The sequence below is a fragment of the Calidithermus chliarophilus DSM 9957 genome (assembly GCF_000430045.1).
Classification (GTDB): Bacteria; Deinococcota; Deinococci; order Deinococcales; family Thermaceae; genus Calidithermus; species Calidithermus chliarophilus.
Map to the genome: position 1 here is coordinate 1,425,236 of NZ_KE387023.1, position 11,259 is coordinate 1,436,494.

Annotated in this window: 14 protein-coding genes; 4 read left to right on the forward strand and 10 right to left on the reverse strand. The window is 71.7% G+C overall.

The genetic code is table 11. The features are described from left to right. Window positions 1-384: 384 nt before the first annotated feature. On the reverse strand, window positions 385-1,068 hold the full coding sequence (locus MEICH_RS0106900) for a TetR/AcrR family transcriptional regulator (RefSeq protein ID WP_027892009.1): 684 nt from the start codon (window positions 1,066-1,068) through the stop codon (window positions 385-387). A 207-nt stretch (window positions 1,069-1,275) separates the two neighbouring features. Here MEICH_RS0106900 and MEICH_RS0106905 point away from each other — a divergent pair, with 207 nt between their 5' ends. Beyond that, window positions 1,276-2,241, forward strand: coding sequence for an NAD(P)-dependent alcohol dehydrogenase (locus MEICH_RS0106905; protein WP_027892010.1), 966 nt, complete (start codon window positions 1,276-1,278; stop codon window positions 2,239-2,241). A gap of 81 nt (window positions 2,242-2,322) precedes the next feature. Here MEICH_RS0106905 and MEICH_RS0106910 read toward each other — a convergent pair whose 3' ends face one another. Next, window positions 2,323-2,781 carry a hypothetical protein gene (locus MEICH_RS0106910; protein WP_157202644.1) on the reverse strand — a complete coding sequence of 153 codons (459 nt, stop codon included), beginning with the start codon at window positions 2,779-2,781 and terminating at the stop codon, window positions 2,323-2,325. A 233-nt stretch (window positions 2,782-3,014) separates the two neighbouring features. Here MEICH_RS0106910 and MEICH_RS0106915 point away from each other — a divergent pair, with 233 nt between their 5' ends. Beyond that, window positions 3,015-3,647, forward strand: a complete 633-nt coding sequence (locus MEICH_RS0106915; RefSeq protein ID WP_027892012.1) for a MarR family transcriptional regulator — start codon at window positions 3,015-3,017, stop codon at window positions 3,645-3,647. Window positions 3,648-3,695: 48 nt separating this feature from the next. Here MEICH_RS0106915 and MEICH_RS28480 read toward each other — a convergent pair whose 3' ends face one another. From MEICH_RS28480 to MEICH_RS0106940, 6 genes are all read right to left on the reverse strand, one after another. Continuing rightward, on the reverse strand, window positions 3,696-3,854 hold the full coding sequence (locus tag MEICH_RS28480) for a hypothetical protein (RefSeq protein ID WP_157202645.1): 159 nt from the start codon (window positions 3,852-3,854) through the stop codon (window positions 3,696-3,698). A 105-nt stretch (window positions 3,855-3,959) separates the two neighbouring features. Continuing rightward, entirely contained in the window at window positions 3,960-4,262 is a 303-nt protein-coding gene (locus MEICH_RS23990; RefSeq protein ID WP_051304007.1) for a MarR family winged helix-turn-helix transcriptional regulator, read from the reverse strand. Window positions 4,263-4,623: 361 nt separating this feature from the next. Continuing rightward, window positions 4,624-5,139 carry a cupin domain-containing protein gene (locus MEICH_RS0106925; protein WP_027892013.1) on the reverse strand — a complete coding sequence of 172 codons (516 nt, stop codon included), beginning with the start codon at window positions 5,137-5,139 and terminating at the stop codon, window positions 4,624-4,626. 31 nt (window positions 5,140-5,170) lie between these two features. Next, window positions 5,171-5,863: an NADPH-dependent F420 reductase gene (locus MEICH_RS0106930; protein ID WP_027892014.1), complete on the reverse strand. Its 693-nt coding sequence runs from the start codon at window positions 5,861-5,863 to the stop codon at window positions 5,171-5,173. Window positions 5,864-5,874: 11 nt separating this feature from the next. Beyond that, a complete protein-coding gene (locus MEICH_RS0106935) occupies window positions 5,875-6,411 on the reverse strand; it encodes a YceI family protein (protein ID WP_027892015.1) in 537 nt (178 codons plus the stop codon). Window positions 6,412-6,513: 102 nt separating this feature from the next. Further along, window positions 6,514-7,410 (reverse strand): DMT family transporter, encoded by an 897-nt coding sequence (locus MEICH_RS0106940; RefSeq protein WP_036218423.1) that lies wholly within the window; start codon window positions 7,408-7,410, stop codon window positions 6,514-6,516. 101 nt (window positions 7,411-7,511) lie between these two features. Between MEICH_RS0106940 and MEICH_RS30085 the strand changes: the two genes are divergently transcribed. Together MEICH_RS30085 and MEICH_RS30090 are read left to right on the forward strand one after the other, a co-directional pair. Then, complete coding sequence (locus tag MEICH_RS30085; protein ID WP_245587629.1) at window positions 7,512-7,733, forward strand: Lrp/AsnC family transcriptional regulator; 222 nt, start codon at window positions 7,512-7,514, stop codon at window positions 7,731-7,733. Then, window positions 7,721-7,984, forward strand: coding sequence for an Lrp/AsnC ligand binding domain-containing protein (locus tag MEICH_RS30090; RefSeq protein ID WP_245587630.1), 264 nt, complete (start codon window positions 7,721-7,723; stop codon window positions 7,982-7,984). The genes MEICH_RS30085 and MEICH_RS30090 overlap by 13 nt, the downstream gene beginning before the upstream one ends. 9 nt (window positions 7,985-7,993) lie before the next feature. Here the strand turns inward: MEICH_RS30090 and MEICH_RS26975 are convergent, their stop codons facing one another. Both MEICH_RS26975 and MEICH_RS24000 read right to left on the reverse strand, forming a co-directional pair. Then, window positions 7,994-10,489 (reverse strand): HD domain-containing phosphohydrolase, encoded by a 2,496-nt coding sequence (locus tag MEICH_RS26975; RefSeq protein ID WP_051304009.1) that lies wholly within the window; start codon window positions 10,487-10,489, stop codon window positions 7,994-7,996. Between the two features lie 55 nt (window positions 10,490-10,544). Continuing rightward, the coding region (locus MEICH_RS24000) for an FHA domain-containing protein (protein WP_036218425.1) at window positions 10,545-11,259 on the reverse strand (715 nt) is incomplete at its 5' end.

Genomic DNA, 11,259 nt, shown 5'->3' on the forward strand with positions numbered 1-11,259 from the left:
CAGTATAGGGCCAACAAAACAGCCTGTCAAGCCAAACCGGTCAATGGGGGGTGAATCAGCATAGCCTCGCGTGGCAAGGTGGTTTGCTCTGAGCGGTGCAAGAAGCGTCTACAACGGGCTAAAACCCCTGCTCAGGGGTGACGGCAACCTGACGGCAACCGGGGGGTAAAAGTGGGGGGTGGGGGTATGTAAAAAGCCCGTCCAGGACACAAGCGGAAACGTCAGGATACGCCTGACTGTACCTGAAAATCGCAGTGTCGGCGGTTCGATTCCGCCCCTTGGCACCAGATCAGGACGCGACTTCTTCGTCGCGTCCTTTTTCGTTTGCCCCAACTTGTGCCCCAATATGCACGGCGGCTTTCCGCGGCAGCACCATCACCTCCATCAGCCGGACGGTTGCTCCAACACCCGGATCCTCTCGAGGCCGTCGAGGATGAGGTCGAGGCCGAACTCGAAGTCGCCCTCACCCTCCTGCCCGAGCAGGGCGAGGTGTACCTGCATGTGCTCGACGATGTAGGGGTACTTGTCCACGGAGATCCGCTCGAGGAAGTTCGCCACCAGGTTAGGCACGTCGGCCTTGCGGATGGGGAGGCTCGCCTGCCACAGGGTGAAGCCGGTGATGTGGCCCTCGAGGGCGTGGTAGGCGCGGTGGGCCGCGTAGGCCGAGAAGCCCGCCTCGCGCAGGCAGCGCAGGAGGGAGTCCATGTAGCGCAGCCGCGCGGGGCCGACCCGGCTGGGCGACATCATCACGCCCAGCGCCCAGCGGTGGCGCAACAGGGCCTCGTGGGCGGAGATCGCGCTCCGGCGAAGAGCGGCCTTCCAGTCGGGGTTTTCGGGGGGAAGCTCGATCTCGCCGATGACGAGCTCGAGGATGCCGCCGAGAACGTCGTCCTTGTTGGCGACGTAGTAGTACAGCGACATCACCTTCGTCCCCAGTTCCTCCGCGAGCTTGCGCATGCTCAGCGATTCGATCCCGTCGCGGTCGGCGAGGGCGAGGGCGGCGCGCAGCACCCGGTCCCTGCTGAGGGACGTCCGCGGCCGGGGGCTGGGGTCGGCGGGACGGGTCATCAGCTATCCTCCTTGGCCTGCGCCTCCGCCACGGGCGGAGCTGAGGCCTTGACAATCGTACAGTGTACGAGTACTGTGCGGCTACAGCAGTCGTACAGTGTACGAAAAGAGGCCGGCAGGGTTGGCTGGGCGTCGGGTACGGCTGTCACCGGGGAGGGGATCATGACCGCGAACGCACCAGCTCAGCAGGACACGGCGAAGGGGAAGATGAGGGCGATCGTCCAGGAGCGCTACGGCCCGCCGGGGGCTCTCCGGCTCAGGGAGGTCGACCGGCCGGCGCTGCCGGAAGACGGCGTGCTCGTGCGCGTGCGCGCGTCTTCGGTGAACCGGGCGGAGTGGTACGGGGTGACGGGGACGCCGTACTTCGCGCGGGCCTTCACGGGGCTGATCCGGCCGAAGCAGTCCATCCCCGGCGTGGACTTCGCGGGCGTGGTCGAGGCCGTCGGCAGTGCCGTGACGCGCTTCCGGCCGGGGGACGAGGTCTTCGGCGGGCGCAACGGGGCCCTGGCCGAGTACCTGACCGTCCGCAAAAACGTGGTCCACAAGCCTGCCAACGTGACGTTCGAGGAGGCGGCGTCGGTCCCTACGGCGGCCATCACCGCGCTGCAGGGGCTGCGCGACCATGGGCAGGTCCGCCCGGGCCAGAAGGTCCTCGTCAACGGGGCGGCCGGGGGGGTCGGGACCTTCGCGGTGCAGATCGCCAAGGCGCTCGGCGCGCACGTGACCGCGGTGTGCAGCACGCGGAACGTCGAGCTCGCCCGCACCCTCGGCGCGGACCGCGTGATCGACTACACCCGGGAGGACTTCACCCGCGGCGGCGAGCGCTACGACCTGCTGCTCGACGTCGCCGGGGGCCGGCCGTGGTCGGCGCTCAGGCGGGTCCTCGAGCGCGGCGCGAGGTTGGTCCTGGTCGGGGGGCCCATGGGCAACCCGGTGCTCGGGCCCGTGGGGCACCTGCTCCGGGTCCGGCTGGCTTCGCTGGGCGCGAGCCAGAAGGTGGTGTTCTTCATCGCGAAATTCACCCCGGAGGACCTGCTGGCCCTGGGGCAGATGCTCGAGGCGGGGAGGATCAAACCCGTCATCGACCGCCGCTACACCCTGGCGGAGGTGCCCGAGGCGCTCGGGTACATCAGGACCGGCCACGCCCGCGGCAAGGTCGTGATCACGGTGTGAGGCCGCGCTCGAGCGCGGGGAGGGGGTGGTCCCGGGGCCCGTTTCCGCCCGGGGGCCACCCCCACGTGCCGTGCCAGCGGGTTAGCGCAAGGGGATGCCCTCGAGGCCCTGCGCCCGCAGGCCGGAGTCTTCGGTGAGCACCTCCATCTGGATGTTGACCCCGGCCTTGGGCGGGGACACGGCCACGATCTTGCCGCCCTCCGTGTAGATCCCGCCGTAGTCGCCCGCCGTCAGGCTGCCGCTGCCGTCGACGTCCTTGATGGCGAGCACGACGTACTGTCCGGCGGCGAGGGAGAGGTTGTAGGCGCCGTTCGCGCCCACGACCGTAGCGCGCGTGTTGGGCGACTGGGCGTTGCACTGGTTGCCCTCGACGAAGCAGGCTATCACCCGGCTGCCCGCCGCGCTCCCGCCCGCCGGGGCGCGCACCGAGCCCTGGATCTCGCCGCCGCTTCCGCCCCCGCTCCCGCCCCCGCCACAAGCCGCCAGGACGCCCACCATCGATGCCGCCGCCAATCCTTTCGCCAATGCTTTACGGTTCACGCTTCCTCCTTCCCGGCCCGCGAACTCCGGGCCGGAATATGGGCTTCAATCGTGCCCTTGCAGGCCGGGCCTCAGGGCTTGTCGGGGGTCCCGAGCCGCGCGCGGGCTTCTCCTCGCCGGCGCGGCGTCACCCGCCTTTTCCAGAGCAGGTGCAGGGACACCGCACCCCTGAAAGGTAGCGGGCCCACCGTTCAAATACAACCTGGCCCGGTGAGCGGTTAAGCTTGCGGCGTATGAGGACGGCGGAGGCTCGAGAACGGCGCATCACGGACCCGGAGGCGGCCCTGTTTTTGCTCGACCGCTACCGCAGCAGCTTTATCGTGCCCTTCCTGGGCCTGGAGTGCAGCCTGGCCGAGGCGGCGCGGGCGCTGGGGCTGAGCAAGAGCCGCATGAGCTACTGGGTGCGGCGCATGCTCGAGCTCGGCCTCATCGAGGTGGTGCGGGTGGAGAAGCGCTCGAGGTTCAACGTCCCCGTCTACCGCTCGGTGGCCGACGTCTTCACCTTCCCCATCGAGCTCGTGCCCGCCGAGTCGGACGAGGCCCTGCTGGCGATCCAGTTCGGGGACTTCTTCGAGCGCGTCAAGCGCTCGCTGGCCTACGCCGGGCGCAAGAACGCCGACGGCTGGCACGTCCGGGCCGAGCGGGACGGGGGCAACGTCTGGGTGCGGATGCTGCCCGAGGCGGGGAATTCGGAGGCGGCCAAGCTGCTCAGCGACTTCGGGCGGCTTTACCTGAGCGAGGCCCAGGCCGCCGAGCTGCGCCGGGAGATGCGGGCGCTCTTGGGGCGTTTCGTCGAGCGCTCCGACCGGGAGGGCGGCAAGGCGCACCTGGTCTACTTCCTGGCCGTGGAGGAGGCCCCGGGCTGAGGCGCGCGGTCGCCGCCCGGGGCCGCGGACGCGAAGAGGTTCGGCCCCTCAGCGCAGCCTGCCCGGCAGGCTGAGGTCGCCGGAGGCGACGTCGAAGACGTCGCTCACGCACAATAGCGGGCTGTGCAGGCCGGCGTTGACCCGCAGGGCGGCGGTCACGCCGTCGTAGGCGAACTCCTTGGGGAAGCCGAGCTCCTTCAGCGGCACGCGCAGCTCGAGCGTGCTCCCCCCGAGGGCGAGGTCGTAGCCGGGGCTGTCGATGGAAGTCGGGCCAGAGCGCGGTGTGCCCGGCCTGGGCCCGCCCCTCGGGGGTCAGGCCAGGCTCACGGCGCGGGCGTCGCCCGGCCCCCTCGCCTTGACCACCAGCCCCTTGGCGGCGAGCGCCTTCACGGCGTCGCTGGCGGTGGCGGGGGTGATGCCAAGCGACTGCGCGACCTCGCCCAGCCGCTGCTCGCCGCGCTGGGCCAGCAGGGCGAGGACCTGGCCCTGGGTGGGGGTGAGCCCCTGCTGGCTGGCGCCCTTCCAGGCCTGGGCCTTGAGGGCCAGGCCGATCTTGGACAGCCCGGTGACCACCCGGTTGCCGATGGGTTCTTCGGAGATGGCGTTCTCGCTCATGGGGGACCTGCCGGAGAGTCTAGCGTGTGGGATGCCTGGGTCACGAGGGGTTCTGCCTGCGGTGTCGCGCTGCTGGTCCTAATACCAGATTCGGTCAGTTCGTCACCGAATGGTGACGAACTGACCCGACCGAAGGGATACGCTTTCTTCGCCGGCCGTCAGGGAGGGGTGTGCTCTGGGATTCAAAAAGATAGCCTCCGGGTCTCTTTGGTTTGGGTGATTATCTTTTTGAATCCGGTATAAGTTATTTAGATTCCTAATTAATACTCGCGGCTAGGCCGACGTGTCAAGCCGTTCGGGCATCGGGGAATTAAACGGCAGGGCCGGGTCTGAAACCCGGCCCTACGCGGCTAACGGCTGCTCAGGAGCGCTCGAGCTCGGGCAGCCGCAGCTCGAGGTGGTGCTTGGGGGCCGCGCGGACCGCCCGTGCGATCTCTTCGGGGCCCACCGGCGGGGGGGTCTCCCCGGGCCGCGCCGGCAGCCCGACCTCGAAGAGGAAATTCTCGAAGCCGGCCGGGGTGAAGAGCACCAGCATGCGGCTGTTGCCTTCCCCGACGTTCTGGAAGCGGTGCAGGCGGCCGCGGGGGATGTACACGTAGTCCCCGGCCCGGGCCGTGAAGGTGCGCTCGCCGTCGAGGACCTCGAGCTCGCCCTCCAGCAGGTAGTAGGCCTCGTCGGCGTCGTGGTGGACGTGGGGCGGCGGGCCGCCCCCGGGCGGGATGTCGGCCTCGAAGACGGTGAGCTGGCCTTCGGTGTCCCGGCCGGTGCTCTTGAAGGTGTAGGTGTCGCCGGAGGCCCAGATGGCAGGGCCCTCGCCCGGCAGCAGGTGCTGGACGGGCCGTAGCTTGGTGGCGCTGAGCTTCGGTTCCTTGCTCATGGATTCCTCTATCCGCTCGCCAGGAGCGGGGTTATACCGGAGCAGCCGGGCCCTTGCGCCCCTCCTGCCACGCCTCCCCCAGCAGCCGCCAGTTCATGCGGGGGTAGTAGCCCATCTGGCGGCCGAGCCTGCCGGTGATGAGGGTCAGGCGCTCGACGGTGCGGGCGTTGATCAGGGGGCCGGCGTCGAGGTAGCGGAAGGGGGTGCCCTCGGCCAGCGCCAGGAAGGCGCGCTTGGCGTCCTCGTCGTCCCCCACCACCAGCACGTCGCTGGGCGTGCCCTCGAAGAGGGGCTCGTCGAAGACCTCCCAGTAGACGTGCTTGTACGCCCCGACCACTCGAGCCCGCGGGAAGCGCTTCTGCATCTCCTCGGCGCCCGAGGAGTCCCAGGGGGTGATGTAGTCGGAGTAGTCGGCGTTGAAGGGGTTGGAGATGTCGATGAGCAGCTTGCCCTTGAGGTCGGCGGCGAAGGCGCCCAGGAGGTCGAAGAGGCCGTCGCGGATGAACACGGCGGGCAGCACGGCGCCTGCCCGCGCGGCGTCGGCGTAGGAGCCGGGGGTGAGGCCGGGCAGGCCCAGGGCGGCGGTGAGCCGGGCGGCGCGCTCCGGGTCGCGGGAGCCGAGCACCACGCGGCGGCCCGCGCGGGCGAACATCGCGGCCAGGCGCAGGCCCATGCGCCCGGCGCCGAGCACGCCGAGTTCGGGGGCGGGGGAGGTCGGGCTCATGGGGGGACCCTTCACGCGGCCTGGGTGGGGATGGGGGCCAGCGCCTCGACGTCGATGCTGAACTTCACTTCCTCGCCCACCAGCAGGACGCCCCGCTCGAGCACCTGGTTCCAGGTGAGCCCCCAGTCCTTGCGGTTGAGCCTGCCCTCGGCGCTGCCGCCCACGCGGGTCAGGCCGTCCGAGTCGACGATGGCCGGGGTGAGCTCGGCCTCGAGGGTCACGGGCTTGGTCACGTCGCGGATGGTGAGCTCCCCCTCGACGCGGTAGTTGTTACCGCCCAGCGCTTCGATCCGGGTGCTGGTGAAGCGGAGGTAGGGGTACTGCTCGGCGTGCAGGAAGTCGGGGGAGCGCAGGTGCGCGTCGCGCTGGGGCTCGCTGGTGTCGATGCTGGCGGCCTCGAGGGTCACGTCGATCTTGCTCGGGCGGCCCTGCTCGTCGGCCTCCACGAGGCCGCCGACCTGCTTGAACCGGCCGCGCACGGTGAAGAAGCCGAGGTGCTTGACGGAGAAGGTGACGGATGTGTGGCTGGGGTCGAGATTCCATTGCATACGGTCCTCCTTGCGGTGGCGATGGCCAGGATTCATCACCTGCTGTGCATCGTAATATATAGCAGTATATAATGTCAAGCGATTAGATAAGTGAACCACACCCTAGCGAGAGGCGAGCGCCCGGGGCGGGCTGCCGGCGAGGAGGTTGGTCAGGGCCACCCCGGCGAGGGCGACCGCGCCGCCGGCGAGCGAGAGGGCGGTGGGCACCTCGCCCAGCCACAGCCACGCGATCCCCACGGCGAAGACCGGGGTGAGGTACTGGAAGCTGCTGGCGGTGGCGGCCGACACCCGCGCGAGCGCCAGGCCCCAGGTGAGGTAGGCCAGGGCCCCGGGGAAGAGGCCCATGTACACCACCGCCCAGGTGGCCGCGGCGGGGGCGCTCGCCACCGCGCCCGGCAGCCCGGGGGCGAAGACCAGCAGGCTCAGGGTGCCCGACCAGATGGCGTAGGAGGTGAGCTCGAGCGGCCGGTAGCGGCCCTGAAACGGCTTCTGGAACACCGAGTAGACGCTGAGGCTGGCCGCGGCGAGCAGCACCGGCAGGGCCCCGGGGGACAGCCGCAGCCCGTCGCCCTCGCCGAGGGCGATGACCGCCACCCCGGCGAACCCCAGGCCCACCCCCACCCAGCGCCGGACCGCCAGCCGCTCCTTGAGCACCGCCGTCGCCAGCAGCGTGGTGAGGATGGGGGAGGTGCCAACGAGCAGGCTCGCCACCCCCGCGCTGACGCTGCGCTCCCCGATGCCCAGGGCGATCTGGTACACCCCGATCCCCGCCAGCCCCAGGCCGAAGAGGGCGGGGAGGTCTCGAGGCCGCGGGGGGCGCACCCGCTGGAACGCCGCCAGCAGGGCCAGGGCCGCCGAGGCTACCAGAAAGCGCAGCAGCGCCATGTGCTCGGGGCTGTAGCCCGCCAGGGCCGCCCGGATGCCCGCGAAGGCCGAGGCCCACAGGGTGACGGTGGTCAGGAGCAGGGCCAGGCTGAGCCAATCCGCTTGCCGTTTCATGTTTCGAGGATAGTCGGCGGATGCCGTGATCTGAATGGCGATGTTCAGACGGAAACGGCAATGCCCTTGGTGGTTATTAGGCACTTTGGTAAGATTGGCCTATGAATCAAGAAAAGCTGCTCGACGCCAAGAGCTGGCAGTTGCTGCGGGAACTGCAGGAGGACGCGCGGCTGACCTACGCAGAGCTGGCGCGGCGGGTGGGGCTATCGGTGCCCAGCGTGGTCGAGCGGGTGCGCAGGAGGACGCGGGGATCATCAGCGGCTACCACGCCAGGGTCAACGTCAAGGCCCTGGGGCTGCCCCTCTCGGCGGTGGTGCGGCTGAGCGCGCAGGGGCGGCACCTGCGGCAGGTGGCCGAGCTGGTGCAGGAGTTGCCGGAGGTGCTGCAGTGCTACCGGGTGACCGGCGACGCCTGCTACCTGCTGATCGTGGCCGCCGCCGACATGGAGCACCTCGAGCGCCTGCTGGACCGGCTGAGCTTCTACGGCCAGACCAACACCTCGATGGTGGTCTCCACCCCGCTCGACCGGCGCGTCGTCACCGGGACGGTGCGCGAGACCCCCCCGAAGACCTGAGCCGGGCGCCTACCGCGAGGAGTCCTCGAAGGTCGCCAGGAAGACCCGCACGATCTCGGGGTCGAACTGCCGCCCGGCCTGGACCCCGATCTCGGCCAGGGCCGCCTCCCGGCTCCAGGGCTGCTTGTAGGGACGGGCCGAGGTGAGCGCGTCGTAGACGTCGGCCAGGGCGAAGAGGCGGGCGAGGAGGGGGATGGCCTCCCCCTTGAGGCCGTCGGGGTAGCCGGTGCCGTCCCAGCGCTCGTGGTGGTGGCGGATGACGCCCAGCGTCGGCGCGGGCAGGAAGCCGAGCTGCCTGGCCATCAGCTCGCCCAGGGTGGCGTGGGCCTTCATGCGCTCCCACTCCTCGGGCGTGAGCTTGCCGGGCTTCTGCAGGATGGCGTCGGGGATGGCGAGCTTGCCCAGGTCGTGCAGGTAGGCCCCCCAGCGCAGGTTGGCGAGCTCGGCCTCGCCCAGCCCTAGCCGCTCGCCCAGCCGCAGGGCCAGCGCGGTCACGCGGTCGGTGTGGCCGGCGGTCTCGAGGTCGCGGTACTCCAGCGCCAGCCCCAGGCTGCGCAGGGCCTCCTCGCGGGTGCGCTCGAGCTCGGCCACGAAGGCGTGGCGCTCGAGCACCCCCTCCACCTGGCGGGCCACCCCGGCCAGGAGGTCGCGCAGCTCCTCGCTCAGGTGCACCGTGCGCCCGGAGGTGCCCAGCGCCAGCACCCCGAAGGCCTGCCCGCGCGGGCGCAGGGGGATGGCCGCCGCGCTCTTGAGCCCGCTCTGTAGGAAGACGGGCAGGGCGCCGGGGAACTCGGCGTAGTCGGTCACGTGCACGATCTCCCCCCGCACGAGCGCCTGCTCCATGAGGCCCTTGCCCGAGCCGAAGGGGTAGCTCTTGGCGAGGCGCGGGAGCTTGGCGGAGTAGCGGCCCGCCCAGATCATGGGGGTGAGGGCGCCGTCGAGCGCGGCGAAGAGCCCGGTGTCCATGCCCGTGAGGTCGAGCAGGGTCTCGAGGGCGTGGCGGATGACGGCCTCGGGGTCGGGGGACTCCGACAGCCGCGCCGAGAAGCGGGCGAGCTGCTGGAAGCGCCTCGCCTCGCTGCGGGCGAGCTCGAGGGCGTTGAGGCGGGCGATGGCCGCCCCGGCCGCCTCGGCCAGGGCCTCGACGAAGAAGCGGTCCTCCTGGTTGAAGTTCTCGCCGGTGGCGGCGGTGTCGAGGGAGAGCACCCCGTGCACGCGGCCGGTGTGGTCGGAGAGGGGGACGCCGAGGTAGGCCGCCGGGGCGCGGCGCTCGGCGATGAAGACGGCCCGCCGGTCCTGCGCGGCGTCGGGCACGTAGACGGTCTGGCCGAGGTCGAAGACCTCCCACGCCAGCCCCTGCCCCCGGGGCAGCCGCAGGCCGGGGCTCTGCGGCACGCCCTCCCCGAGCGAGACGGCGAGCTCGAGGCCGTCGTGGGCCTCGTCGTAGAGGAAGAGGTTGGCGGTGGAGGCGCCCGTCTCGCGCAGGGCGGCCTCGACGGTCAGGCGGTGCACCTCCTCGACCGACTGCGCCGGGCGCAGCAGCCGGTAGGCCCGCGAGGCGGCCTCGAGGCGCGCGGTCTGGTTGAGGTACTCCAGCTCGGCCTCGGCCCGGCGGGCGTAGGCCTCGAAGAGGCGCTGCCGGTAGGGGGCCTCCTCCGCGGGCAGCGGGGCGTCGTGCAGGGCGACGAGCAGGCCCAGCACCCGGCCGCTGCGGGCGCGCAGGGGCCGGCCCAGGTAGGCCTCCGCGCCCCAGTCCTGGAGGAAGAGGTCCTCGGGGAAGCAGCGGGCCACCCCGTCGGCGTGCTCGCAGAACCCGCCCCGCAGCACGTCGGCGCAGGGGGTGCCGGTGAGGGAGTAGACGAAGGGCTCGCCGCCGTGGACCGCGAAGGCCTCGACGTGCTCGGCGTCGATGAGCCGGCCGACCAGCGCCATCCGCGCCCCGAGGCTGCGGGCCAGGGCGGCGGCCAGGCCCTGGAGGTCGCCGGGGGGCACGCTGGCGAGGGCCTCGAGCGCGAGGAGGTGCTGCTCCTTGTCGGTGCCGTGGGGGGCGGCCTCGAACAACCGGGCGAGGACGGCCGCCGCGGCCGCCGCGCCCTGGGCGTCGGGGGGCGGGCCCCCGCGGAACAGCAGGCCGATCGCCCCGGCCGGGCCGTGCCGCGCGGGCAGGGGGAGCAGCAGCAGGCCGCCGTAGCCCTGCTGGGCCGCGAAGCGGGCGAGGGGGGTGGGGGCTTCCTCCAGGAGCCGGTACGCCAGCGACCCCCCGGCGGCCAGGCGGGCCTCCTCCTCGGGCGTGATCAGGGCTCGGGGCGCGGCGGGAAGGCCCACCGCCACCCCGGCCGGCGAGCCGCTTCCCCATAGGTTCAGCCAGCCGGCCTCCGCCCCCACCGCCTCCGCCAGCGCCCGCAGCCCCTCGGCGAGATGGGCGGGCTGCCGCGGGGAAGGCCGCAGGGGAGGGGGCAGCGGCGGGCCGTAGAAACCCTCAGCCAGGGCCGGGTCGAGTGACATCAGCCGAAATTGTAGCGAGGGGTAAGTTCCGGCCCCGTGATTCTTGACCCTCGGCTCAACCCCGGCGCCGGATGAGGGCGAACTCCTCGGCCCCCAGCGTGAGCAGGTCGCCCGGCTCGAGCCTGCGGCGCTGGCCCTGCGGCAGGCCCTCCCCGTTGACCTGGACCCCCTCGGCCAGGGCGACGAGCTCGAGGCCCTGTGTCCCCGCCCGGATCTCGGCCTGGCGGGGGGCGACCCTCTGGCCCCGGATCACCACCGTGCAGCGGGGGTCGGAGCCCAGGGTGGCCTGCCGCAGGGGGAAGGGCAGGGGGTGGGTCTGGGTGTTGCCCTGCAGGGCCCAGGCGTCCAGGGTCTCGGGGGGCTGGGCGCCGCGGGCCTGGAACATGAACTCGGCGGTCCCCAGCCGCAGGCGGTCGCCCGGGCGCAGGGCCTGCTGGGGGGTGACCACCCCGTTGACGGGGACGGGCTGGCCCTCCCAGCGCCACACGCCCTGCTCCAGGCGCAGCACCCCCGCCTTCAGCGGCAGGTCGCGCTCGCGGTAGAGCCCGATGTCGTTGGCGTCGGAGCGCCCCACCGTGACGACGGGCTTGGCGAGGATGTACTCCTTGCCCTCGTAAGGGCCGGTGCCCACCCCCACCAGCCAGGCGGTCTTGAAGGCCTGCTGGGCCCACTGCACCATCATCCCCACGAAGGCGCCCAGGACGGCGAAGCCCGCCAGCCGCGCCAGCGCGCCGCTCCCCAGCCCCAGCAGCCCCTCGAAGACCAGCCCG

Coding starts and splice junctions, on each gene's coding strand:
- MEICH_RS0106900 (WP_027892009.1), bottom strand. CDS start 1,068: ATGACCCGTCCCGCCGACCCCAGCCCCCGGCCGCGGACGTCCCTCAGC.
- MEICH_RS0106905 (WP_027892010.1), top strand. CDS start 1,276: ATGAGGGCGATCGTCCAGGAGCGCTACGGCCCGCCGGGGGCTCTCCGG.
- MEICH_RS0106915 (WP_027892012.1), top strand. CDS start 3,015: ATGAGGACGGCGGAGGCTCGAGAACGGCGCATCACGGACCCGGAGGCG.
- MEICH_RS23990 (WP_051304007.1), bottom strand. CDS start 4,262: ATGAGCGAGAACGCCATCTCCGAAGAACCCATCGGCAACCGGGTGGTC.
- MEICH_RS0106925 (WP_027892013.1), bottom strand. CDS start 5,139: ATGAGCAAGGAACCGAAGCTCAGCGCCACCAAGCTACGGCCCGTCCAG.
- MEICH_RS0106930 (WP_027892014.1), bottom strand. CDS start 5,863: ATGAGCCCGACCTCCCCCGCCCCCGAACTCGGCGTGCTCGGCGCCGGG.
- MEICH_RS0106935 (WP_027892015.1), bottom strand. CDS start 6,411: ATGCAATGGAATCTCGACCCCAGCCACACATCCGTCACCTTCTCCGTC.
- MEICH_RS0106940 (WP_036218423.1), bottom strand. CDS start 7,410: ATGAAACGGCAAGCGGATTGGCTCAGCCTGGCCCTGCTCCTGACCACC.
- MEICH_RS30085 (WP_245587629.1), top strand. CDS start 7,512: ATGAATCAAGAAAAGCTGCTCGACGCCAAGAGCTGGCAGTTGCTGCGG.
- MEICH_RS26975 (WP_051304009.1), bottom strand. CDS start 10,489: ATGTCACTCGACCCGGCCCTGGCTGAGGGTTTCTACGGCCCGCCGCTG.